This is a genomic window from Natranaerobius trueperi (genome assembly GCF_002216005.1).
Classification (GTDB): Bacteria; Bacillota; Natranaerobiia; order Natranaerobiales; family Natranaerobiaceae; genus Natranaerobius_A; species Natranaerobius_A trueperi.
Window position 1 is genome coordinate 78722 of sequence record NZ_NIQC01000006.1, and the last position, 26120, is coordinate 104841.

The following is a 26120-nucleotide window of genomic DNA, read 5'->3' on the forward strand; positions in this document are numbered from 1 at the left end:
TAAGTGTGTTTAGGTTTTCCCGGGAAATCGCAAAAATCACTAGTAAGCGGCATGTGCTGACAAATGTCTAGGGGGTTATATTAAAATCGTAATGTGTTTATCAGCTTTAGTTTTTTGAATTGTAAATATATGTTATAATAAATATATATTTTAGCCCTTGTAGGGGGGATTTCATGCAAAAGAGTAATTTTGATTTCTTAACAGGTGATTGGTCTATTCTTTCCGAATTAGGAGAAATTGCCGAAAAGAACCTACATACTGATCCCAATACGACAATAATTAAACTTCGAATGTTTGCAGAAACGTTGGTGAAGTTTATTTTTGCTGTAGAAAACCTTGAAGAACCTGAAGATCAGAAACAAGTATCTCGATTAGCCATACTGAAAAAAGAAGATTTACTTACAGATGACTTGCTAGATTTATTTCATACAATTAGAAAAATAGGAAATAAGGCCGCCCATGATGGGTATGGGAATATAGATTATGCAAAAACTCTTTTAAGAATGACTTTTCGTATATCAGTTTGGTTTATGCAAGTTTATGGTAGATGGGATTTTGAAGCACCTGCATATGTTGAGCCTGAAAAAATAGATTTTGAATCGCTTGAAAAAGAAAGAGAAAGATTAGCGAAAATTGCATCTTCTTATGATAAGAAGGTTGCAAAACTAGAAAATGAATTAAATAGTTTAAGAAGTAAAGCTAGTCAGGATGATGAAAATAAAGAACGTAAAACAAAAGCCAGACAACTAGGTGCAGGCTTTGAATTAACTGAAGCTGAAACACGCACGATCATCGATGATAAACTATGGGCATCAGGTTGGGAGGCAGATACTGAGAATATTCGCTATAGTAAAGGTGTACGTCCAGAAAAAGGGCGGAATCTTGCTATTGCCGAATGGCCTGTAAAAAATGGTTCTGTAGATTATGCCTTGTTTGTTGGCCTACACTTTCTCGGAATAATAGAAGCCAAGCGAAAAAGCAAAAATATACAATCTGACATACAACAAGCTAAAGACTATTCAAAAAGAGTTTACCAAATAGATGATGAAGAGCTTTTAGGTCCATGGAATGAATATAAAGTGCCATTTCTATTTGTTACTAATGGTCGTCCATACTTAAAGCAATTAGAACATAAATCAGGGATTTGGTTTCTAGATGCAAGAAAGAAAACTAACCATCCTCGTCCCTTAAAAGATTGGTATTCGCCAGAAGGGTTGAAAGACTTATTAGAACAAAATATAGAAGAAGCTACTGAAGAATTAAAAGAGGAACCCCTTGATTACTTTGGGCTAAGATATTATCAAGAAGATGCTATTAAAGCAATTGAAGAGGGATTAAAAGAAGGTAGACGTAACCTACTTGTTGCAATGGCAACAGGAACAGGAAAGACTAGGATGGCTATAGGTCTAATATATCGACTGATTAAATCAAAAAGGTTTAAAAGAGTTCTTTTTTTAGTTGACAGAAAAGCTCTAGGAAGACAAGCAGAAAGTGCATTTAAAGATTCTAAACTAGAAAGCTACCACTCTTTTACTGAAATATTTGAGTTACAGTCCATAGATGATTCTACTCCTAATCCAGAAACAAAAGTTCATATTACAACCGTTCAAGGGATGTTGCGAAGAGTTTATTACAACGACCCTGAAAAAGACAAACCCACTGTTGACCAATATGACTGTATAGTTGTAGATGAAGCTCACAGAGGCTACACTCTGGATAGTGAAATGGGTGAGCTAGAAATATATTTTAGGGACCATAATGATTATGTCAGTAAATACCGCCAGGTACTCGATTATTTTGATGCTATTCGAATAGGACTTACTGCGACACCTGCTCTCCATACTGTGGAGATTTTTGGTAACCCAATATATACTTATTCTTACCGAGAAGCTGTTGTTGACGGGTATCTTATAGATCATGAACCCCCATATCAAATTAACACTAAATTGAAGGATGAAGGTATTAATTGGCGAGCTGGAGAAGAAGTTGAGGTCTATGATGCGAAGAGTGGGGAAATAAAAAAAGAAGTAATGGAAGATGAAGTTGAAATAGATGTGTCGAAATTTAATAAAGCGGTTATAACTGAAAGCTTTAATAGAACAGTTTTAAAAGAGTTAGTTAAATATATCCATCCCGATCTAGAAGGTAAAACTTTAATTTTTGCTGCAAATGATGATCATGCTGATATGGTTGTTAGAATTTTAAAAGAAGAACTTGAGGAACAATATGGTCCTATTGAGGATAATGCTGTAATGAAAATTACCGGATCAATCAAAAGTCCTCTTCAGGCTATTAAGCTTTTTAAAAATGAACGACTTCCTAATATTGTAGTGACCGTGGATCTTCTCACAACAGGAGTGGATGTACCATCTATTTGTAACCTTGTTTTTTTAAGAAGAATCCGGTCGCGTATCCTTTATGAGCAGATGCTTGGCAGGGCAACAAGAAAATGTGATGAAATCGATAAAGACCATTTTAACATATTTGATGCAGTAGAAATCTATGAAGCACTAAGACCTTATACCGACATGAAACCTGTAGTAAAAAATCCAAAAGTTCCTGTAAAACAGTTAGTTAACGAACTTGAGCAAATTAAATCTACCGATAAGCAAAAGCACCACTTAAACCAAATTAGAACTAAAATCCAGCGCAAAAAGAATCATTGGACTGATGAGGAAAAAGAGGATTTCAAAGCTTTAACCGGTGGAAAAACCGTTGACGAATACATTGAATGGATGAAAGAAGCATATACAAAGGAAGTTGTTGAAGAACTAAAAAGTAGCGAAAATGTTATTAACTATATTGATGAGTATCGTGAACGCCCCCATTATCAGTATATTTCAAAACATAAAGATAAACATTTATCGACAACTAGGGGGTACGGAAATGCCGATAAACCAGAGGATTATTTAGAAGGGTTTAAGCGGTTCATTGAAGAAAATATTAATCGTATCCCTGCACTAAAAATAGTTTGCCAGAGACCAAAAGAACTTACTAGAGAAGACCTAAAGAAATTAAAGATCGAATTAGATCAACGTGGTTACAGTGAGAAAAACCTTCAAGCTGCTTGGAGAGATGCTAAAAATGAAGATATAGCTGCTGATATTATAAGCTTTATTAGACAGTTAATAGTAGGAGATGCTTTAGTTAGTCACGAAGAAAGAGTTAGAAATGCAATGAAAAAAATATATAGAATGAATGCATGGACACCTGTTCAAAAAAAATGGCTTGAAAGGATCGAGAAACAGCTTCTAGAAGAAAAAGTCCTGGGACCAGACCCGGAGGCAGCTTTTGCAGTACAACCTTTTAAAAGAGAAGGCGGTTACAAAAAAGTTAATAAGATTTTTAATGGAGAACTTGATATGGTTTTAGAAAAAATTAACGAAGAATTATTCAATCAGGAAGGAAGGGATCGTGCTTAATGAATAATCAAGAAATCGTACAAAAACTATGGAGCTTATGTAATGTACTTAGAGATGATGGAGTTACTTATCATCAATACGTAACAGAGCTCACCTATATTCTATTTCTAAAGATGATGAAGGAAAAGGGAACAGAAGAGGTGATCCCTGAAGAGTATCGTTGGGACTCATTAACTTCAAAGCACGGAATGGAACTATATAATCACTATAGACAATTATTGCTTGACCTTGGTCAATCAAAAAATAAATTACTAGGTCAGATATATATGAATGCTACAACTTATATTGATGAGCCGAAAAACCTTGAAAAAATTATCCAGTCAATAGATAGGTTAGACTGGTATAGTGCAAGGGAGGAAGGTCTTGGAGGACTTTATGAAGGTTTATTAGAAAAAAACGCAAATGAGACCAAAACCGGAGCGGGACAGTATTTTACACCGCGCCCTCTTATTGATACTATGGTTGAATTAATTGATCCCGAACCCGGCGAAAGATGTAATGACCCTGCTGCAGGTACTTTCGGGTTTATGATTTCAGCTGATAGACACGTTAGAAAGAAAACAGATGATTATTTTTCTCTAAGCCAAAAAGAAGCTGAATTTCAAATAAAAGAAGCTTTTACTGGAGCTGAGCTTGTAAAGGACGTACACAGATTAGGACTAATGAATGCAATGCTACACGAACTAGAGGGAAAAATAATTCTTGGAGACACGTTATCAGAGTTAGGTAAGAGCTTGAAAAACTATGATGTAGTTCTGACTAATCCTCCTTTTGGCACTAAAAAAGGTGGAGAAAGACCAACTAGGGATGACTTAACTTATACTACAACTAATAAACAGTTAAACTTTCTCCAACACATATATAGATCTTTAAGGCCAAATGGGAAGGCACGTGCAGCTGTGGTATTACCTGACAATGTGTTATATGAAGGTAAAACGGGAGCCAAAATCCGAAAAGATTTAATGGACAAGTGCAACCTTCATACTATACTTCGTTTACCAACAGGTATCTTTTATGCAGAAAGTGTAAAAACAAATGTACTATTCTTTACTAGAGGTAAACAGGACAAAGATAATACTAAAGTAGTATGGGTATACGATTTAAGAACCAATATGGAGAGTCTAGGTAAAACAAATCCATTAAGAAAAGAACATCTTGATGATTTTATTAAAGCTTACAAAGCAGAAGATAGAACTAAAATAAAGGATGAGAGGTTTAATTGTTTTACAAGAGAAGATATTTCTAAGAAAAATGATGATTTAAATATAGGTCTGATTCAGGATGAATCGTTATCCATATATGAAAACTTGCCAGATCCAATTGAGTCGGCTGAAGAAGCAGTAGGAAACATTCAAGAAGCCATTTTATTACTTAATGAAGTCATTGATGAATTGAGAGAAACTGCGATATCTGAATCAGGAGAGGATAAGAATGACTAAAAAGAAAAGTAAAAGCATAGAAGAATTATTAGAAGAAGCTATTGTTCCACATAATGAGCAACCGTATGAAGTGCCTAATAGTTGGGTGTGGATCCCATTAAAGTATATTGTGAATTTTTATAGTGGCTCTGCTTTTCCAAAAAAGTATCAAGGGAATCATGGCCTAACTTATTCTTTTTATAAAGTAGGAAATTTAAAATATGTGGATAAAAAATACTTCTTAAATAAAAGCGATAATACTGTTGATGATGAGATAATTAAGCAAACCAAAGCTAAACTTGTTCCAAAGAGTGCAATAGTTTTTGCTAAAATAGGTGAAGCTATTAAATTAAACAGAAGAGGACTGCTTCCTAATGATAGCTGCATAGATAACAACCTAATGGCAATAAAAAACAAAGAAGATATTGTAGAAATAATGTTTTTATTTTTTTGGACATTAAAAACAGATTTTTATCAATATACACAAGCTTCTGCGATACCTTCAATACGAAAGAGTACTATGGAGAAGATATATTTCCCCTTACCACCAATGAATGAACAAAAAAGAATCGCTAATAAAGTTGATCGACTATTAAATAAAATCGATAAAGCAAAAGATCTTATAGAAGAAGCAAAAGAAACTTTTGAACTACGCCGAGCCGCTCTACTAGATAAAGCTTTTAAAGGAGAATTGACAAGGAAGTGGCGTGAAAAAAATCCGGAAGTTGAATCAGCAGAGTTATTAGTTAAGACAATTCATGAAAATAAAAGTTTAAAACGGAATATTTATCAAGAGAGAAGCCATGAGCTTCCTCGTGGTTGGATTTATACAAGAATGGGCGAAGTTGTTGATATAAATCCACCTAAAAAGAAGTTAAATGAAATATCAGATGAGTATAATTGTAGCTTTTTACCTATGACTTCTGTTGATGGAGAATATGGAACAATAGAAAATATTGAGGAAAGACCTTATTCAAAAGTGAAAAAAGGATATAAATTTATATTAGAGGATGATGTGATTTTTGCCCGAATCACTCCTTGTATGGAAAATGGTAAGTCAGCTATCGTAAAAGGATTGAAAAATGGATTTGGTTTTGGCTCTACTGAATTTCATATTCTTCGAACTAATAACTATATAAACAATAAATTTATACATTATTTTATACACTCTAAAACTTTTAGAAATAAGGCAAAAGCTGTAATGACTGGTGCAGTTGGACAACAAAGAGTGTCCAAGGATTTTTTAGAAAACTATATTATCGCATTACCCCCTTTAAAAGAACAGGAAGAAATTGTAAGAATGCTTGATGTAATTTTAGATAAAGAGTATAAAGTGAACAATATAATTGATTTGAAAGAAAAATGTGATTTAATAAAACACTCAATCCTTTCTAAAGCTTTTAAGGGAGAATTAGGTACAAATGACCCTACAGAAGGAAGTGCTATCGAGTTATTGAAAGAAGCACTAGAAGAAAAGGGAGATTAACATGGAAAGGCAATATAAACGATATAATTGTTGTTTTTAGTTGACTCAACAATTGCTTGAAGCCAGAACGAGAGGGGACTAGGGTACAATAAATTAAATATATTTGAGAGTTGGAGTGTCTAGTTTAAATGAATGAGAAGAATATAATCAGTGTGACCATTGTCATTTTGCTGTTCAAGTTAATACTGGTTACTGTAAAGAGTAGGAGTTACATCAAAGATGATAAGAGTGCTATGTGTAAACAAGGTGTAAACTAGCATTAGTGTGAGATAGAACACTAATATAAGCTTCTGAAATCGTGATAAGATTGAAGGTTGACAATAGAGGAGAAACGCTTCTGAAGTGTTTCTCCTTTTCATGAATAAGTACTATTGTACGTGAACACACTATTTTTCAGTTGAGCCTATACCACCAGTTCTTTCTTTATTAATAACGTGGTCGTTTTCAACGGTGAGGTACTTATGGAATATCCCTTGAGCTATTCTCTCACCTTCTTGGATGGTTACTGGAGTATCACCATAATTATAAAGTGCTATTCCAATGTTTCCGTCATTACTTGGATTTCCGTAATATGAACTATCTATTATACCAACCGTATTGGCTAACATTATTTTTTTCTTAATGCCCATTGAACTTCTTACATAAATTTTTAATACTTCATCATCCTCCATAGCAGCTTTTATGTTCGACCAAATTATTATTGAAGAGTTGGGCTTTATGATAGTTTCTATAGGAGAATAAAAGTCATACCCAGCACTTCTAGCATCTGCTCTTGTAGGCATTTGTGCTTCTTTAGCGTTATGTTTCATAAACTTTTTTGAAACTGGCTCAAATTTTCTCATTTGATCTACCTCCTCTGATCATTATTTATTTTAAACCATCTTTCTAATATTTAATGAAAGGCTTTATTACTCTTTCCCATATTTATTTGGATCTTTATTTATCGGGATAACATTTGATTTTTTAACTTGTTCACTAGTATCATCGCTCTTTATTGTTTTGCTCTCCTCGGTTTCGAAATCAAAAATGTCAAAAATATCAAACGGAATTTCAAAGTTGTTTTTGTTATTAAAAACAACGAGTTGGTCGTAAAAAGTCATTCTGAATCTAGACAAAAGCCTTTGATACGAATTCTTTTCTTCCGATAGACGTTGATTGTAAACTTCCATATCATTTAACTCTATTTGTAGTTTTTCAATTTTTTTATTAAGTTTTGAAATTTCAACGTCCTTTTCTTTAAGTTTTTTATTTAAATATTCGGGAGAAGCTTTTTTGCTTCCTTGAGCATCTTGACCAATACCGTATTTGTCAAACACCGCTTGGTAATGGGGCTGATATAGTGCCTGTCTACTTTTAAGGCCAAGAGCTTTTGCTATAGCTGTTTTGTCTACAGGTTGGTTTGCTTTTACTAGTGCTGCCAAGATCTGCTCTAGTTTATGAACTTTTTCTTCTTTTTCATTGGTTTTGTTTGGGTTTCCGCGTTTCTTTTTATTCTCATCTTTTTCTTTCATTAACATAATTCTCCCTTCATTTATTTAATATCTATATTATATAAAGATGTGCCTACTGGGATTACCATATCTGGGTTATCAAAATCGATATATGCCTTAAGCTCAGTTTTATTACCAAGTTGCTTTAATATCTCTTCATTACTTCTGTGATCCTTTTTCATTCTAGTAGACTTAGTAGCGCGTGCCATGTGTGTACAGATATCTTTTGGATCAAGATAACCGTTTTCTGCACTTTTTTTTAATGCGTTTCTATAGGTGTAATAAGAAATTTTATCGCCTTTTGTATTTCCTTTTGTACTTACAAATAGATATGGATATTTGCTACTGTTATTGGTGATTTGCTTTCTTTCGGTATTAATATACATCTGAATAAACTTTCTTAGATACTCGGGGATAAATACCCATCTTGGATTAGATTTGGATTTTGATATTCTTAGAACCCAGTGTTCTTGTTTATTTTGAATAAAGTCCTTCTTTTTTACAGTAAGGATTTCGCTAATTCTAGCTCCAACTTCGAGTGAACATAAAAATATACATTTGTTCCGAATACTAAACAGGTTAGACTCAAGTATAGTGATTTCTTCCTGTGTAAAGCTCCTTCTATATTTGCTCTTTTCTTTCCACTTTATACCCTGAATTATACAAGGGAGCTTACTAAGTTTTCTTATACGCCAAATATCTCCATAGTAAGATTCTTTGTGCTTTTTAAGCTTGTTTTTAGCATCAGACGTATCTAAAACTCTTTTAATAAATTCAGGATCTATCGAATCTATGTTAAATTGATATAAAGCATCGAGATAAATAAAAAAACCTTGCAAGACAGTCATTTCTTTTTTGGCTGTTTGTTGTGTTATGTTGGTTTCATCAGTTGTCAAATAAATAATCTTACCATTGCGTTTGATCTGTTTTTTGTAAATCCTATCTCGCATATAATCATCTAGGGCAGTAGGTCGATTTATTTTTCTATAGTCATGGAGGTTATATTTATCCTCAAAATAATTGAAAAACCTAATTAGAATTCGAGCATAATCTTCAATGGTTTTTGGATTCATATATTTATTTAAGTATCTATTTGCTAAATATACAGGGACTCCTTTGTAGCATATCATATAAGCAGGATTATTTTTATCTTTGTTTAAATCAATTAGATCATAGTGCATTTACTTTTATCACCTCTGTCAACTTATTTATTTGAGTAAAAATTATCTACCTTTAGGCTTGTCCTTATTGATAAATTAATTTCATATTTAGTTAGTTAAAAGAAATTTAGTTTACACTACAAGACTACTATCAAATATTGTTTTATTATACTTTACACCTACTTGCGTGTAAAGTAACAATATATAGCTTAATGAAACAAACCCATCGATTTTTCTAAAATTAAATTTTTATACTTACGTTTTGTCACACTAAGATTCGGATTATAGAGGTGAAATAAAAGTTCCTTTAATTAATTTATCTAAAGAACAATTCAAAATAACTACTAAGATGCGAATAGCACAATTAGTAATTTCTAAGTTTACAAAAGTCGAAGTTACGTTAACTGAAGATCTAAATGAAACTAATCGGGGTACTAAAGGTTTTGGCCATACTGGAATTTAAAACCAGTTTTGAATTATAACCGGTGGTAAACAATATATATACCACCGGTTTTTTGTTTTGAATATTTTATGTTGTTGTGGTAATGCTAAGAAAGGCTCCAAAATAGTTTAAGGAGGTAGATATAAACTATGTCTAAAACAGTAGTAGGGCTTTTTAGTTCTGCAGACAGAGCAGAAAACTGTATTAATAGTCTAAGAGAGCGAGGATTTGGAGATAACGAAATTTCACTAGTTGCAAAGGATGAGAACAGAGAAGCAGATCAGGGTGATGGTTCCACAACAATGAGCTATGACAATCAAAATCTTGGTGATGGAACAGCTACCGGTGGTGTTTTAGGAGGTTTAGCAGGTTTAATGGCAGGAGTCGGAGCCCTTGTAATACCAGGTTTGGGCCCGATAATAGCTGCTGGACCTATAGCAGGTGTTTTAACTGGAGCAGTAACTGGCGGAGTTGCTGGTGGTTTGATTGACTATGGTATTCCAGAACAACGTGGAGAATATTATGAGTCAAGAGTAAAAGAAGGCGATGTTCTATTATTAATTGAAACACGCAGTGAAAAAGCAGATGAAGCTGAAAGTATTATAAGTGAATATGGTGCAGATAATGTAGAAGCTCATTCTAAGTAAATATGAGTTGAGTTCCATTTTACCGGACTGTCAAAAAGGCAGTCCGGTTTTTATTTTTTCACACCCGAGTAGTTTTTTTCATATCATATATTGAAAATCAATCATCCTGCTTTCAAGGGAGGTAGGGCTGGCTATGAATAAAAGTCCTGTTAATCATAAAGTAGTTGTTTTAGGAGGAGATGAGCGAGATATTTTCCTAATTAAACACTTGAAACAAGCGGGTATTGATGTATTTGCTATTGGGTTTGATCGTGTTGGCTACAAAATTGAAGGAACAGTACTATATACTATGGATGAAATAGAAGAAGAACAAATTAATGCAATTATCCTACCGCTTGCAGGTGTAGACTCAGAGGGAAATGTGCCTGCTAGTAATACAACAAAAAAATTAAATTTTTGGAAAGAAACAAAGAATTTAAGTGAACTACCACTTATTTTAATTGGCAGTGCGTCAAAAGATTTTAAGTCACTTGTAGAAAAACGTGGAGGAAGTATAGTTGAAACAATAGACTTAGATGATATAGCTATTTACAATTCAATCCCTACAGCCGAAGGCGCTATTTTTGAAGCTTTGAAAAATTCCAATCTAACAATTCATAGTAGCGATTCATTAGTTTTAGGTTTAGGTAGATGTGGCATTACTTTGGCTCGATTATTAAAAAATATGAGTTCAAATGTTACTGTGGCTGTAAGAAGACCAGCTCAGTTAGCTAGAGCTGAAGAATTAGGAGCTAGTGCGATTTATATTAATGAGCTATCTAACTATATTAAAGATTTTCAACTTATATTTAATACTATACCAGCTTTAATATTAAAAGAGGATATAATCAATAAATTAAGTCCTGAAGCTGTAATTATTGATATAGCTTCAGGTCAAGGAGGAACAGATTTTAAAGCATGTCGAGAAAAAAATATAAAAGGTATTTTAGCACCAGGTCTACCCGGTAAGATTGCACCTCAAACAGCTGGGGAGATTTTAGGTAAAGTATATCCACGTCTGCTTTTAACACATTTAAGGGGGTGACTTTATGAGTTTAGCTGGTGTAAAAGTGGGTTTTGCAGTAACGAGTTCACATTGTACCCTAGAACCAGTGTTTAAGGAAATTAAGGATTTAGTAGATGGAGGAGTTGAAGTTTATCCCATAATATCCCCGGGAGTAGATAAAACTAATACTCGTTTTGGTGAAGCAATAGAGTGGAAACAAAAACTTGTACAGATGACTGGTAATAAAATAATTAATAGTATAGTTTCTGCTGAACCAATTGGACCACAAGGATTTATAGATGTTATTGTTATTGCACCTTGTACTGGTAATACTATCGCCAAATTAGCAAATGGGATTACAGATACCGCTGTCACAATGGCTGCGAAAGCTCAAATAAGAAATCAAAAACCTGTTGTTATTTCAATTTCTACAAATGATGCTCTAGGTTTAAATGCAAGAAATATTGGTACTTTATTAAATTCAAAGTATGTTTATTTCGTGCCATTCACTCAAGATAATCCAATAAATAAGCCAAATTCAGTAGTAAGTCATACAGATCAAATAATACCCACGATCAGAAAAGCTCTTGAAGGAGAACAAATTCAGCCATTGTTAACTTCTAGAGAGGAGCAATAACCTATGGCAACTAATAATGTTATAGTTCAAAAGTTTGGTGGCTCGTCTTTACGGACTAAAGAGCTAAGAGAAAAGGCAGTTGAACACATCAAACAATCAGTAGACAGTGGTAATAAAGTTGTAGTAGTAGTGAGTGCTTTGGGAAGAAAACCAGACCCTTATGCTACAGACTCTTTAATAGATTTTCTTAATGGGCAAGCGGGTGAAGGTGTAAAGGATCGAGAACTAGATTTAGCAGTGAGTTGTGGTGAGGTTATCTCTAGTGCTTTACTAACCTCTCTATTAAACATGGATGGTTATGATGCAGTAGCGCTTACAGGAAAACAGGCAGGAATTTTGACTGATAATAATTACACTAACGGAACAATTCTAGATATTGATTGTTCTATGATTAATAAATATTTAGATCAGAATAAAATAGTAGTAGTAGCAGGTTTTCAAGGAGTTTCTACTGATGGTGAAACAGTTACACTAGGTCGTGGTGGAAGTGATACAACGGCGACTGCTCTAGCAAGTCATCTTAAAGCTGATAGCGCTGAAATTTATACAGATGTAGATGGTTTAATGACTGTTGATCCCAAAATTGTTCCAGATGCAAAACCAATAAAAGTAATAACATTTTATGAAGTGTTACAAATGGCAAGAGACGGGGTAAAAGTTATTCATCCAAGGGCAGTAGAATATGCAATGAGACATTCAGTACCTATATATATAAAAAATATTGAAAACTCATATGATGATGAAGGCACAAAGATAACTCATAATGTAGCTAGGAAACAAACTAAAAAAAGTCAAATTATTACTGGTATAGGATATTTACCAAAAGTAACCCAAATAACCCTCGATTTTGAAAGCGATTGTTCTCAAGTCATAAAGGTTGCTGTATTTAATGAAATAGCAAAAGCTAAAATTAGTCTTGACATGATAAATGTTTATGAAAACAGATTAACCTTTACAGTAAGAGAAGCTAATGCTAAAAGTACTATAGAACTATTAAAAGAAGGTGATTTTGGAGACATTACTAAAAAAACTGATTGTACAAAAATCACTTTATTTGGTACTGGAATGACTGGATTACCTGGAGTTATGGCTAAAGCTCTTGATATTTTAAATAAAGAAAAGATTGAAGTTTTACAAACAACAGATTCTAATATTACAATTTCATGTCTTATACAAGGGTCTGATACTGAGAGAGCTCTTAGACTCTTACATGAAAAGTTTTATCTTTAATAACGGGGAGGTAGAGTATGAATTATTTTGGTGAATTATTAACGGCTATGGTGACACCTTTCAATACAGATGGTAGTTTATCAGAAAAAAAAGCAGGTGATTTAGCAGAGATACTTGTCAATAATAAGAGTTCAGACGGATTAGTTGTATCTGGTACTACAGGTGAATCACCAACATTAAGTTTCGAAGAAAAACTATCACTGTTTCAAGTAGTTAAAGATCGACTAGATGGAGCGGGAAAGGTAATAGCTGGAACAGGTTCTTATAATACAAAAGAAACCATTGAACTAACAAAAGAAGCTGAAGATATAGGAGTAGATGGCATTATGTTAGTTACTCCTTATTATAATAAACCAACACAACCAGACCTGTATAACCACTTCAAGTCTGTTGCGAAAGAAACATCTTTACCAATTATGCTGTATAATGTACCCAAAAGAACAGGTGTAGATTTAGAAGAAAAAACTATTATTGACCTCTCGCAAATCAATAATATTGTTTGTATAAAAGAAGCCAGTGGAGACTTCAATAAAATCACCAATATCGTTAAAAAAACTCCAGATGATTTCTTAGTTTATAGTGGGGATGATGTTAGTCTTTTACCAGTTTTAAGTGTTGGTGGAGTAGGAGTTGTAAGTGTCGCTTCTCAAATAGTAGGTGAAGAAATTAAAGAACTTATTAATGTATATAAGAAAGATCCAAAAAAGGCATTAGAAATATTCCAAAAACTTTTTCCAATATTTGAGGCATTAGGTGTGAAGACTAATCCTATCCCAATAAAAGAAGCTGTAAATAAGCATGTGATGACGGTAGGTCCACTTAGACCTCCATTATATGGATTAAAGGAGAGTCAACTGCAAATAATAACAGAAGAGTATCTTCGAGTCAAAAATATTTAAGAAGCCGATTTCGGCTTCTTTTTTCTTGCTATTGTCCTTCGAGTAATGTATAATAATGTTTAATGGTAAGGGAGCGGGTACTGCAATATTGAAAAATTAGGAGGTGTTTGATTGGTTTCGCAAAAATCGAATAAAATTTCGAATGGATCAGTTCAAGTAATACCATTGGGCGGAGTCGGTGAAATTGGTAAAAATATGTTTGTTGTCCGGTACGGAGACGAAATGATAGTAATTGACTCTGGATTAAAATTTCCTGATGAAGAAATGTTAGGTGTTGATATAGTCATCCCTGATATGACGTATTTATTTGAAAATAGAGACAAAATTAAGGGTGTTTTCTTAACACATGGTCACGAGGACCACATTGGTGCGCTACCATACTTATTAAAAGAAATAGACGTACCTGTCTATGGAACAAAATTAACGATTGGTTTAGCAGAGCGTAAATTAAAAGACCATCCTGTTAGAAAATCTGTTTCTTTAAAGCAGATAACTCCTGGTAAGCAAATGAAATTAGGAGCTTTTAAATTAGAATTTTTCTCCACTAATCATAGTATAGCTGATTCTATAGGTATTGCTATACATACGCCAGAAGGAATAATAGTTCACTCTGGAGATTTCAAGTTTGACCATACTCCTGTGACAGGTGAGATAACAGACTACCATAAACTTGCAGAGCTTGGAAAAAAAGGTGTTCTTTGCTTAATGTCTGATAGCACTAATGCAGAACAGCCTGGTTATACTAATAGTGATAGAGTTGTTGGAGAAACAATAGATGAAATTTTCCGCGAAGCTCCTAAAAGAATTATTTTAGCAACCTTTGCTTCTAATATTTACAGAATTCAACAGGTAATCAATGCAGCTAAGAAGTATGGTAAAAAAATAGGAGTAGTAGGTCGCAGCATGGTAAATGTAATAGAGGCTGCGTCTGAATTGGGGTATTTACGTGATGTAGAAAATGTTGTCATTGATGATATAGAAAAAGTTAACCAACTTCCCTTGGAAAAAACAGTTTTACTTACAACTGGAAGTCAAGGGGAGCCAATGAGCGCCCTTACCAGAATAGCAACCGATGATCATAAAAAAGTTCAAATTATGCCACAAGATACAGTTGTAATTGCAGCAACTCCCATTCCAGGTAATGAAAAACTTGTATCTAGAAGCATAGATAACTTGTTTAAACGCGGTGCCCATGTAATTTACAAATCAGTTGCTGGCATACATGTCTCAGGTCATGGAAGTCAAGAAGAATTAAAGTTAATGTTAAACCTAGTAAAACCAAAACATTTGATACCTATACATGGAGAATACAGAATGCAAGTTAACCATAAAAATTTAGCAGAAAACCTTGGTTTACCTAGTAAAAATATATTTTTAGCAGAGAATGGTGAAGTCATGGAATTTAAAAATGGTCGCGGTAGGGTCAATGGAAAAGTTCCTGCCGGAAAAGTTCTTGTTGACGGTCTAGGTGTAGGTGATGTTGGAAATATTGTCTTACGTGATCGAAGATTATTGAGTCAAGATGGAATTCTCATAGTTGTAATTAGTGTAGATAAGCAAAACAAAGAGTTGGTCGCAGGTCCAGATATAGTTTCGCGTGGTTTTGTTTATGTCAGAGAATCTGAGGAATTATTAGATGAGGCACGTGAACATGTAGTAAAAGCTTTAAATAAAATGTCTAAGAGTAAGATGAATGAGTGGCAAGCTATAAAAAGTTCAGTTAAGGATGTACTAGGACAATATTTATGGGAAAAAACTAGAAGACGTCCAATGATTCTTCCGATTATTATGGAAGTATAATTTAAAATTTGAACTATAAAGACCTTCGGTAAAATACCGGAGGTTTTTTGTATATATTAGCTTAAATAAACAAAAAATACAAAGAGAATATCTAAAAAGGAGTGAAAAGTATGCAAAACCAAAATGATAATATTACTAATAATACACAGTCTAAAAGAAATAATGATTCTAGTAAACAAACAGCTGAAAATGTGAAACAATATGGTCAAACACAAATTCCTAAACCAGATTCAGATATCCACTCTTTAGTAATCATTGGGCAAGTTGAAGGACACATGGCCTTACCGCCTCAAAATAAAACAACTAAATATGAACATGTGTTACCTCAACTAGTAGCAGCTGAACAAAGTCCTAATGTAAAAGGAGTATTAGTGATTCTAAATACAGTTGGTGGTGATGTAGAAGCAGGGCTTGCAATTGCTGAAATGATTGATTCTATGTCAAAGCCAACTGTTAGTCTGGTACTAGGTGGAGGTCATAGTATAGGTGTTCCAATTTCTGTTGCTACTGATTACTCATATATAGCCCATACAGCAACTATGACAATACATCCCATTAGATTGACAGGTCAAGTTATTGGAGTTCCTCAGACTTATGAATATTTGGATAAAATGCAAGATAGAATAATGACCTTTGTAACCGAACATTCAAGGATTCATCCAGAACGGTTAAGAGATTTAATGTTCAATTCAAGTCAGTTAGCCAGAGATATTGGAACGGTTTTAGTCGGAGAAGATGCAGTTAGAGAAGGCATTATTGGTGAGGTAGGAGGAATTGGTAGTGCAATAGGCAAATTAAGAGAAATGATTGATTCAAATGTGCCCCAACAAAGTAGATATGCTCCTTCAACATTTTCACCAAATCATCCACCTATGCCATATCCTGGCCAGCCACTACAACCTCCAAATTTTTATAATAAAAAAGATAAGGGGGATGAGTAATGATTTTGTATACTCCTGTTGCATTAGAAGATGTACACAAAGGTCAATCTGATAATCAGCAACAATTTCATGAAATTGAGCATAAAGGTAGAACTGTGATTGTTGAACCGGTAAATTCCTTTCAAGGAAAAGTAGTACGTTTAATTAGTACAGACCCAAACGATTTCTTAGATCCAACGTATCAACCAGGTAATATGATAAGTATAGCAGGAATATAGTTCAAAAGAGCCTATTTAGGCTCTTTTTTTATGACTAATATTAAAATTGTAAAATATAAATATTAATAGATTAAAATATTGAACAGTAGGGGGATGTTAATGCAAATACTTATAGCCATTTTTGGGTTATTATTTTTTCTTGTTGGTGTGAAAATATTATCAGCAATGACCCCTCATTTTATAGCTTTGAATAGGACTAATTATGTTTCTTTTAAAAATATAGTTCTATTAAGTTTTATTGGTTTTGTATTAACTGCACTTACGCAAAGTAGTAGTGCAGTAGGAGTGATTATATTAATATTTCTTGATAAAGAACTCTTATCTTTTAAACAAGCAGCTTCTTTCTTAGTTGGTAGTAATGTTGGAACAACTGTGAGCGGACAAATTTTTGCATTATCCGTTGAGAAACTTATTATTCCAAGCTTTTTATTTGGAACTATAATGCTAGTTTTATCAACTAAGCTTAGAAAATTGAAGTATATCGGAAAAGCTTTGATATCTTTCTCTCTAATATTTATAGGATTAGAGATAATGGGAAGTGTTTCACTTTATTATAGAGAAAATTTGGTACGATTAGTTGAGACATTTGACTCGTTATTTCAGGCCTTTTTAATAGGTGCAATTTTAACCGCATTTTGTCAGTCTAGTAGTTTAATTATTGGAATTTTAATTTTATTAACTGGTAAACAAATTATATTACCGGAGTATGCAACTGCAGCTGTTATGGGTTTAAATATTGGTACATCTACAACTTTATTAGTTGCTAGTTTAGGATTATCGAATAATGGTAAACTAGGGGCAGTATTTCAACTTGTATATAATAGTTTATGTGCACTAATTTTGTTTGTAGGATTTCCTATTTTTCTTGACGTGATTGGGTATGTATCAGTATCTCCAGAAAGGTTTGTAGCTAACGCCCACACTATGTTTAATATATTTGCTTGTATAGCATTGTTGTTATTTTGGAAATATATAGAAAAATTGGTGAGATGGATAGTTTTTAATTAAAAATAATTTGGCATCGGATTTACTAACTGGTATAATAATATCGAGGTGAATACAGTTGTCAAAATCAAGCAAAACAAAAACGAAAAAATCAAGTCAGAATACGGATGGAGTTATAGAAGTTAAAGCAATCTTATTTTTACTTTTTTCTGCGATTTCCTTAGCGAGTTTATTTTTTACTGATCAGACTGGTTTTTTAGGGAGAATTTTAAATTACATATTTGGTTATTTAGCAGGAGATAGAGCTTGGACACTTCCTATTTTTATTGCAATAATAGCCGGTAATTTATTGTATTGGAAAAACATTCCGTTAACAAATAGATTTTGGGGGTTAAGTACTGTTTTATTTTTGATTATAGTTGGTCATCATATTGAACTTGTTTTACAAGAAGAGCTGATGAGTCGCGGGGAAATTATGAGGCTAGGTTTTGATCTAGCTATTAAAGGTTCTGGTGGTGGATTCTTAGGGGCTATTTTTTCTGTGATTTCACTTTTAATATTAGGAGAATTAGGTACGCTTATTTTACTTATTTCATCAGCTTTAGTGGCTTTTATGTTACTAACAGATACGACTTTTACTGAAGGGTTAACTTTTATTAAGAAGTTTTTAATGAAGTGTTGGAATTTATTGTTAGTCACAAACGAAAAAATATATTCTTTATATTGTAGACTAATTAATTTAAAAGATAAACTTGAATCTGATTCAGATAATATAGAACAAGATGATAATGGACATGCTGAGAAAGAACAAAATAATGTTTTATCATTTGATGAGTATAAAAAGGAAAATAAAAAAGATGAACAAGTAGACTACCCTATAGTAGACTTCGAAGATAATCTAAAAAGTCAGCATAAAAATGAAGATGAAAAAAAAGCTATTGATTCTTTTATGACAACAGAGTCACAAACTCCTCAGTCTAATTCAATAACAACATTTGAAAATGAATCTGAAAAAAAAGATAACGAGAATGATTATTCTTATACTTTTTATTCCAATGATAAATCTCATGAAGACTACAAAATTCCTTCTTTAGATTTATTACAAAAATCTTCACAACAAGGAACTGATAGGACTAGTAGACAAGAACTGACTGATAAGGCTCGCTTACTTGAAAGCACACTTTCATCTTTCGGTGTTCAAGCAAAAGTAGTAAAAGTTCAAAGAGGACCAACCATTACTAGATATGAATTACAACCTGAAAGAGGTGTCAAAGTAAGTAAAATAGTTAACCTATCTGATGATTTGGCTTTAAGTTTAGCTGCTTCTGAAATAAGAATAGAGGCACCAATACCTGGTAAAGCTGCCATTGGGATTGAAGTTCCTAATAACGTAATATCACCAGTTTATTTGAGGGAAGTACTAGAAAGTCAGAATTTTACTGGAAGTAAATCACCACTTTCTATAGCAATTGGTAAGGACATAGCTGGAGAACCTGTGGTTGCAGATTTGGCAAAAATGCCTCACCTTTTAATAGCAGGTGCTACCGGTTCTGGGAAAAGTGTATCTATTAATTCATTAATAGCGAGTTTTTTATTTAAAGCAAAACCAGATGAAGTTAAACTATTATTAATTGATCCAAAGGTAGTTGAATTAAAATCTTTTGATGGTTTACCTCATTTGTTAGCACCTGTAGTGACAAACCCTAAAAATGCTGCAAGTACCTTAAAGAATATAGTTACTGAAATGGAAAATAGATATCAACTATTTGCTGAAACTGGTGTGCGTGATATTTCTAGGTACAATGCAACTGAAAAACCTGATGATACTTATCCGGACAAATTACCTTATATAGTTGTAATTATAGATGAACTTGCTGATTTAATGATGGTTGCACCCACAGAAGTTGAAGATTCTATTTTTAGGTTAGCTCAAATGTCTAGAGCTGCAGGTATCCATCTAGTACTGGCTACACAGCGACCATCAGTTGATGTTATAACAGGAGTTATCAAATCAAATATAACATCAAGAATAGCTTTTTCAGTGACATCACAATCTGACTCTCGTACTATATTAGATATGGGAGGTGCAGAAAAACTTTTAGGACAAGGAGATATGTTATTTACACCTATGGGCACTAATAAACCAGTAAGATTACAAGGTGCTTTTATTTCTGATCAGGAGATAGATGAGTTAGCTTCAGAAGTTAAATCACAAGCACAACCTGAATATCAAGAAGAGCTTATACAAGATAATATTGAACAAAATGACACGAAAGATTATGATGAATTGTTACCTAAAGCTGTAGAACTTGTTTTAGATACTGAACAAGCTTCAATTTCACTGGTTCAGAGGCGTTTACGAGTAGGGTATACAAGAGCTGCAAGATTAGTTGATGAACTAGAAGCTTTTGGTGTGATCGGTGGGCATGAAGGAAGTAAACCTAGGAGAATTATTATGAGTGAACAGGAAATAAACGAGTTATTAGATAACCTAAAGTAGGCTTTATGCCTACTTTTCTGTTATTCTAGAAGGATTATTACAATAAATAAAGAATAACTAATTTTAAAGGCTACTATGTTTTTTTGAAAATATACATGGATTTTTTATTTAGAGTATATTCAATTAAACTTAACAGTTGTTAAGGAGGGTGTATTTTATGACTGAAAATGAGGATAAAACTACAGAAGATATAGAAAGTACGGCAAAAGGTATTGGCGATAAATTAAAAAAAGCTAGACAAACACAAGGTTTGTCTATTTATGATATCCAGCAGATCACAAAATTAAGATCGAAGTATATTAGATCTATTGAAGAGGGCGATTTTTCTGTTTTCCCTGGTGAAGTTTATGCTAAAGGTGCGATAAAGAATTATGCTGAAACCGTTAATTACGATTTTAAGGAGTTATGGAATGACTATGAAACAATTTTTTCTAAAAGCGAAACCTCAAATCACGATCAACTTAATGAGAACAATGGAGGTCAAGTAAAAGAAACAATGTTAACTGGTTTTATTGAAAAGGTACTTCCAGACATATCTAAGGCTTTAATTATGGTAGTTATAATTGGATTATTAGTTTCTGGAGGATACCGTGGATATGATTTTTTAGCTGGCATTGACTTAGGTACAGAAGAAGTAGAAAATGAATCTAATGGTGAAATAACAGAAAATGACAATGAAATCAGTGAAAATAGTGAAGATAACGAAAAGAATAATAAAGAGGAGCAGATAGAGCCAGAATTAAGTATTGAGAAAATTTCGTCTGATCCAATTAAATATGAAATTAGTGGGACAGAGAAGGCTACTTTAGATTTGAGTATAACTGACACTTGTTGGACAAAAATCATATTAGATGGAGAAACTCAATCATTAGAGAATTATGGAGAACTAACTCCTGGAACTGAAAAAAGTTTAATTTTTGAAAATAAAATTAACTTTACATTTGGATATGCTGCTGGGGTAGAACTTTTTATTAATGATGAAGAATTAGAAGTACCAGACACTGCTGGGACTGAATATGTAGAAATTGAAATAATTAACTAGTATGTTTTGACAGTATAATATGAATGTAATATACTTATTTAAGGCAACTATTTAAATTAGATTGAAAGAGGTGGGAACACTGATTGAAGTAGGGATTTTATCACTTGGTTGTGCTAAAAATCAGGTAGATACAGAGGTAATGCAAGGTGTATTAAAAGAAAATAAATATCAATTGACGGATGACTACTATAGTGCAGATATAGTTATTATAAACACGTGTGGTTTTATTGATGATGCAAAAAAAGAATCAATAGATCATATTTTAGAAGTTGCCAAATTAAGGTCACAAGGTAAAATTAAAGCATTGATAGTTGCAGGATGTCTTTCACAGAGATATCAAGAGTCTATTAAAGAAGAAATCCCTGAAATTGATGCTTTAATTGGAACAGAGAATATGGATCGTATTGGAGAGGTTATTTCTTCTGTTTTACAAGGTGAATTTGTGAGTTATTTAGAAAGAAGAAAAATTAATGATAAAGTAATGCCGAGAGAACCTTATACGTTTTCTCATAGTGTATATGTTAAGATTGCTGAAGGATGTAATAATCATTGTTCTTATTGTGCAATTCCAATAATAAGAGGTCAATACAGGAGTCGAAGCATTGAAGGTATCGAAAAAGAAGTAATTAGCTTTATTGAAAAAGGAGCTAAAGAAATAAATCTAATAGCTCAAGATACCACATATTACGGAAAGGATTTATATGGATCTTATAAATTAGCTGAGCTATTAGAACGGATTGCGTCTCTAGAGGGTGATTTTTGGGTTAGAGTCTTGTATGGTTATCCAACTAGAATCACAGATGAATTAATTGAGGTAATTAACAAACACGATAAAATATGTTCTTATCTTGATATACCTTTACAACATGTAAGTGATAATGTCTTAAAAGGAATGAATCGAGGAGGAAATGAAAATCAGATAAGAGACTTAGTGTATAAACTAAGAGATCAAATTCCTAATTTAACTTTAAGAACTTCATTTATAGTTGGATTTCCTGGTGAAACAGAAGACGACTTTAATAAACTATTGTCTTTTATAGAAGAAGTGGAGTTTGACCATGTAGGAGTTTTTAGATATTCTAAAGAAGAAGATACTAAAGCTTATGAAATGAAACAAGAAGTTTCTGAAGAGATAAAAGAGGATAGATATATGAGAACTATGGAGCTTCAACAAAGCATAACTAGACAAAAGAATGAAGAAAAAGTAGGTAAGTTTTTAAAAGTACTGATTGATGAAAAACTAGATGATGAACCTACTACTAGTGTAGCAAGAGGTAAAATGCATGCTCCTGAAGTGGATGGGAGTATTATCGTACCTAATTGTAATGCGTCAGTTGGGGAGTTTGTTGATATTGAAGTGATACATGCTTTAGACTATGATCTTATTGGGGAAATGACAAATGAACTTAGCGAATAAAATAACTATAGGACGAATAATATTAGCACCTGTTTTTATGGTTTTTTTGCTAGTTAGGATACCATATGGAGAGTTTATTGCAAGTGCTATATTTATAATTGCATCAGTTACTGATGCATTAGATGGATATATTGCACGTACTCGTAAACAGATTACCAACTTTGGTAAATTTTTGGATCCCCTAGCTGATAAATTATTAATAACAGCTGCTTTAATTACATTAGTAGGAATGGGTAAACTACATGCAATGATAGCTTTTATTATAATAAGTCGAGAATTTGCTGTAACTGGTTTACGAGTTGTTGCTGCAGCGGAAGGTGTTGTGATTTCTGCAAGTAAGTTAGGTAAATATAAGACAATTACACAAATAGTTGCTATAGTGGCTTTAATGCTACAAGTTGGATTAGACAGGATACCACTACTAAATATTCCATTAGGACCGTTAGTTACTATTAGTTTATCTTTAGCAGTGATTATAACGATAGTTTCCGGAGTGGATTATTTCTACAAAAACCATAAATTAATTAAATTAGGAAACTAAACCTTTATCAATTGATAAGGTTTTAGCTTGTCGACAAAGTCTATTAAATAGGCAGGTCGACAAGCTTTTTTTATAGAATAGTAATTTCGAAAAAAATAATCCGAGGTGATAAAGGTGCTAAACGAGCAAGAAAGAGAAAAACGTAAAGCAGCAGAAATAGTAATGCTGACGATTTGGTGCCTAAAGATCACTTGGTGCCTAAAGATCACTTGGTGAGAAAAATAGATGAAACTATTGATTTTGATTTCATCTATGATTTAGTTGAAGATTATTATTCGAAAGATACAAGTCGTCCAAACATAGATCCAGTGGTTTTAATAGTAATATCCAGACATATCTGGCAAGATTCTTTAGATGAAGCAGAACACCTAAGACACACATATTGCAACAAACAAATTTATGAAAAGCGTAAATCAATTGAAAGAGTATTTGGTGATTTAAAAGAGAAGCATGGTTTGCGATGGACCACACTTCGTGGGAAAAGTAAAGTGGCAGTTCGTTTTTTTATTTTTTAAGCAAAATAAAGCTAACATCAGAAAGAAAATGGCCTCCTAACAGTAAATTAGAAGGCCATTTGTCTACAATCTGAACCCTTATCAATTGATAAGGGTTTTTCTATGTGCTATAATTGTTTTATGTAAACTAGAAAGGTGATAATTATGCCTAAATTGAATAAAAAACGAATTTTAATAGTTATTTTAACCTTTGTTATAAGTGTAGTTATAATTTTGGGTGCATATTTTCTGTGGAAACAACAACAGGTAATTGGTCCATTAGAAGATTATTTAAATAATCATGAACAAGTTGAAGAATATAAAATTAAAGATGATGGAAATGACTTAGAAATTTATTTACAATTTGATTATGAACCGTTTTTAATTGATCCTTATCACGAGATTACTAACGAGATACAAAAAACTGTTAGTACAGACTATAAAATCATAATTGAAGATGAAAGAAATAATTCATTAAAAGAAGCTTATTATGAATTACAATTTATTTTATGGCATCACTATCAAAGTAATGAATATGATGATATGTTAGATAATTTGAGTAAAATAAAACAAGAACATTCTCTTGATCATTTACAAGTTTTTGTATTAGATGAAGGCTTTTTTATTCAAATGAAGGATAATGATTCAGAGTTGATTGAAGTTTATGATCGACCTCTTACGTCTGGTGGAGGTGATGGTACTAATGATACTAGAAATTAGTGTAGGGATTTATTTAGCGGTAATAATTAGTTTATTAGTAATAGGTATAACACCAAAACCTTTGATTTTTGTTGGAGTAATTTTTGCTTTCTTTTTATGGATCCATTCAAAGAAGGGGTCTGGTAGCAGTAGTCCTGGAAAAGTTGTAAATAAATCAATTCCAGAAGTAACATTCGAAGAAATAGGTGGTCAAAAAACTGCAATCAATGAAGTAAAAGAAGCGTTAGAATTTTTGCTTGATAAGAAAAGCTCTAAAGAGCTAGGTATTAGGCCTATAAAAGGGTTGTTATTATCAGGCCCTCCGGGAAATGGTAAAACATTAATTGCGAAAGCTGCTTCTAAATATACTGACTCTGTTTTTATGTCTACTTCCGGTAGTGAATTTATTGAAATGTATGCAGGAGTTGGAGCACAACGTGTAAGAAAAATGTTTAAAAATGCTAGGAAAAGAGCTCACAAGAATAATAAAACAAGTGCTGTTATTTTTATTGATGAATTAGATGTTATAGGTGCTAAAAGAGGTTCAAATGGAAACCATATGGAGTATGAACAAACCTTAAACCAATTGCTTGTTGAAATGGATGGACTTGATTCTGAAATAGATAATATAGATATTTTAATAATGGGTGCAACTAATAGATTAGAGAGTTTAGATAATGCTCTGACTCGACCTGGTAGGTTTGATAGGATAGTATCTGTTGAACCTCCTGATAAAGAAGGACGACTTCATATACTAAAAATCCATTGTCAAAATAAACCACTTTCATCAGAGGTTGATCTAAGTATCATTGCGTCAGAAACGTTTGGGTTTTCAGGAGCACATCTTGAAAATTTGGTTAATGAAGCTGCTATATTAGCTATGCGACGAAAGCAAAATGTTTTAAAAATGAATGATTTCTATGATTCTATCGAAAAGGTTATAATGGGTGAAGAATTACCTCGTAAGCCCAAAAAACAAGATTTAGAAAGAATTGCTTACCATGAAATTGGACATGCCTTAGTTATAGAGGTTTTAAATCCACATGCTGTTTCAAAGATTGCTATTACAAGTAGGGGAAAAGCTTTAGGCTATACTAGAAGAAGTCCTCAGGAAGATAGTTATTTAAAAACGAGTAAGTCTTTAAAACAAGAGTTGTCATTTTTACTGGCAGGTAGTAAGTTTGAAGAATATTTTTTAGGATATAGGAGTACAGGGAACAAAGATGATTTGAATAAAGCTTTTCAAATTGCACGTGAAATAATTAAGTCAGGAATGTCACCATTAGGTATAGTTAATTATGATAACTTATCTCAAGACGAAATTAATCAAACAACTCAAAAACTGACTATAGATAGTGAAGAACAAATTGAACAAATTCTTAGCTCATATAGTAACATCGTACCAAATCTTAAAGATAATTTATTAGAACGTGAAAAAATTTCTGGTGAAGAATTAAGAGAGTTTTTAAAAGGAGTGGCCTAAATGCCCTCCTTTTCTTTATGTTAAGGTTATTTCCTTACTGAAAGAAGTTTTAATGTCTTTTTTGACTTTGTGTTAAAATATAGAAGAATAGATTATAAAGGAAGCATTCCTGTAATGAATTTAAATGAAGAATGATAAAAAAAGTACCTCCTGCTAATATACGAGGTGTCGTCACTGAAGTCGACCCTTAACGACCCTTAATTAAAATAGCAGAGGAGGTACTT

At 32.8% G+C, this 26120-nt stretch carries 21 protein-coding genes and 3 pseudogenes; 21 read left to right on the forward strand and 3 right to left on the reverse strand.

Annotation, left to right across the window (positions count from 1 at the left end):
* The first annotated feature begins 173 nt into the window (after nt 1–173).
* Genes hsdR through CDO51_RS04330 form a run of 3 tightly spaced genes read left to right on the forward strand, consistent with a single transcriptional unit; the run spans nt 174 to nt 6326 of the window.
* Entirely contained in the window at nt 174–3422 is a 3249-nt protein-coding gene (gene hsdR, locus CDO51_RS04320) for a type I restriction-modification system endonuclease (RefSeq protein WP_089023076.1), read from the forward strand.
* Nucleotides 3422–4861: a class I SAM-dependent DNA methyltransferase gene (locus tag CDO51_RS04325; protein WP_089023077.1), complete on the forward strand. Its 1440-nt coding sequence runs from the start codon at nt 3422–3424 to the stop codon at nt 4859–4861. Before hsdR ends, CDO51_RS04325 begins: the two co-directional genes overlap by 1 nt.
* Nucleotides 4854–6326, forward strand: coding sequence for a restriction endonuclease subunit S (locus tag CDO51_RS04330; RefSeq protein ID WP_089023078.1), 1473 nt, complete (start codon nt 4854–4856; stop codon nt 6324–6326). The genes CDO51_RS04325 and CDO51_RS04330 overlap by 8 nt, the downstream gene beginning before the upstream one ends.
* 386 nt (nt 6327–6712) lie before the next feature.
* Here the strand turns inward: CDO51_RS04330 and CDO51_RS04335 are convergent, their stop codons facing one another.
* The 3 genes from CDO51_RS04335 to CDO51_RS04345 form a co-directional block, all read right to left on the reverse strand.
* On the reverse strand, nt 6713–7168 hold the full coding sequence (locus CDO51_RS04335) for a dCTP deaminase/dUTPase family protein (protein ID WP_089023079.1): 456 nt from the start codon (nt 7166–7168) through the stop codon (nt 6713–6715).
* Nucleotides 7169–7234: 66 nt separating this feature from the next.
* The gene (locus CDO51_RS04340) at nt 7235–7837 is read right to left on the reverse strand and encodes a hypothetical protein (RefSeq protein ID WP_089023080.1); all 603 of its coding nucleotides are present in this window, start codon (nt 7835–7837) and stop codon (nt 7235–7237) included.
* Between the two features lie 20 nt (nt 7838–7857).
* Complete coding sequence (locus CDO51_RS04345) at nt 7858–8889, reverse strand: tyrosine-type recombinase/integrase (protein WP_158212317.1); 1032 nt, start codon at nt 8887–8889, stop codon at nt 7858–7860.
* 373 nt (nt 8890–9262) lie between these two features.
* Here CDO51_RS04345 and CDO51_RS04350 point away from each other — a divergent pair.
* From CDO51_RS04350 to CDO51_RS04430, 18 genes and pseudogenes are all read left to right on the forward strand, one after another.
* Nucleotides 9263–9439, forward strand: a pseudogene (locus tag CDO51_RS04350) (dUTP diphosphatase); the annotation flags it as partial.
* Between the two features lie 128 nt (nt 9440–9567).
* Nucleotides 9568–10065 carry a general stress protein gene (locus tag CDO51_RS04355; protein ID WP_089023083.1) on the forward strand — a complete coding sequence of 166 codons (498 nt, stop codon included), beginning with the start codon at nt 9568–9570 and terminating at the stop codon, nt 10063–10065.
* A gap of 133 nt (nt 10066–10198) precedes the next feature.
* Nucleotides 10199–11089: a dipicolinate synthase subunit DpsA gene (gene dpsA / locus CDO51_RS04360; RefSeq protein WP_089023084.1), complete on the forward strand. Its 891-nt coding sequence runs from the start codon at nt 10199–10201 to the stop codon at nt 11087–11089.
* Between the two features lie 4 nt (nt 11090–11093).
* Nucleotides 11094–11687: a dipicolinate synthase subunit B gene (locus tag CDO51_RS04365; protein ID WP_089023085.1), complete on the forward strand. Its 594-nt coding sequence runs from the start codon at nt 11094–11096 to the stop codon at nt 11685–11687.
* Between the two features lie 3 nt (nt 11688–11690).
* Entirely contained in the window at nt 11691–12917 is a 1227-nt protein-coding gene (gene dapG / locus CDO51_RS04370) for an aspartate kinase (RefSeq protein ID WP_089023086.1), read from the forward strand.
* Between the two features lie 17 nt (nt 12918–12934).
* A complete protein-coding gene (dapA, locus tag CDO51_RS04375) occupies nt 12935–13816 on the forward strand; it encodes a 4-hydroxy-tetrahydrodipicolinate synthase (protein ID WP_089023087.1) in 882 nt (293 codons plus the stop codon).
* A gap of 111 nt (nt 13817–13927) precedes the next feature.
* Entirely contained in the window at nt 13928–15616 is a 1689-nt protein-coding gene (locus CDO51_RS04380; protein WP_089023088.1) for a ribonuclease J, read from the forward strand.
* Between the two features lie 110 nt (nt 15617–15726).
* On the forward strand, nt 15727–16557 hold the full coding sequence (locus CDO51_RS04385) for a ClpP family protease (RefSeq protein ID WP_089023089.1): 831 nt from the start codon (nt 15727–15729) through the stop codon (nt 16555–16557).
* A complete protein-coding gene (locus CDO51_RS04390; protein ID WP_089023090.1) occupies nt 16557–16775 on the forward strand; it encodes a YlzJ-like family protein in 219 nt (72 codons plus the stop codon). Before CDO51_RS04385 ends, CDO51_RS04390 begins: the two co-directional genes overlap by 1 nt.
* Before the next feature lie 99 nt (nt 16776–16874).
* Nucleotides 16875–17783, forward strand: a complete 909-nt coding sequence (locus CDO51_RS04395; protein WP_158212318.1) for a Na/Pi symporter — start codon at nt 16875–16877, stop codon at nt 17781–17783.
* Nucleotides 17784–17838: 55 nt separating this feature from the next.
* Nucleotides 17839–20220, forward strand: a complete 2382-nt coding sequence (locus CDO51_RS04400) for a DNA translocase FtsK (protein WP_205842101.1) — start codon at nt 17839–17841, stop codon at nt 20218–20220.
* 157 nt (nt 20221–20377) lie between these two features.
* Nucleotides 20378–21262 carry a helix-turn-helix domain-containing protein gene (locus CDO51_RS04405; RefSeq protein ID WP_089023092.1) on the forward strand — a complete coding sequence of 295 codons (885 nt, stop codon included), beginning with the start codon at nt 20378–20380 and terminating at the stop codon, nt 21260–21262.
* 70 nt (nt 21263–21332) lie between these two features.
* On the forward strand, nt 21333–22679 hold the full coding sequence (gene rimO, locus CDO51_RS04410) for a 30S ribosomal protein S12 methylthiotransferase RimO (protein ID WP_240503487.1): 1347 nt from the start codon (nt 21333–21335) through the stop codon (nt 22677–22679).
* Complete coding sequence (gene pgsA / locus CDO51_RS04415; RefSeq protein ID WP_089023093.1) at nt 22663–23220, forward strand: CDP-diacylglycerol--glycerol-3-phosphate 3-phosphatidyltransferase; 558 nt, start codon at nt 22663–22665, stop codon at nt 23218–23220. Before rimO ends, pgsA begins: the two co-directional genes overlap by 17 nt.
* A gap of 173 nt (nt 23221–23393) precedes the next feature.
* Nucleotides 23394–23540 (forward strand): annotated as a pseudogene (locus tag CDO51_RS14590) (transposase); the annotation flags it as partial.
* Nucleotides 23541–23735, forward strand: a pseudogene (locus tag CDO51_RS04420) (transposase); the annotation flags it as partial.
* Between the two features lie 144 nt (nt 23736–23879).
* The gene (locus tag CDO51_RS04425) at nt 23880–24434 is read left to right on the forward strand and encodes a hypothetical protein (protein ID WP_089023094.1); all 555 of its coding nucleotides are present in this window, start codon (nt 23880–23882) and stop codon (nt 24432–24434) included.
* Nucleotides 24418–25896: an AAA family ATPase gene (locus CDO51_RS04430; protein ID WP_089023095.1), complete on the forward strand. Its 1479-nt coding sequence runs from the start codon at nt 24418–24420 to the stop codon at nt 25894–25896. The genes CDO51_RS04425 and CDO51_RS04430 overlap by 17 nt, the downstream gene beginning before the upstream one ends.
* Nucleotides 25897–26120: the final 224 nt, after the last annotated feature.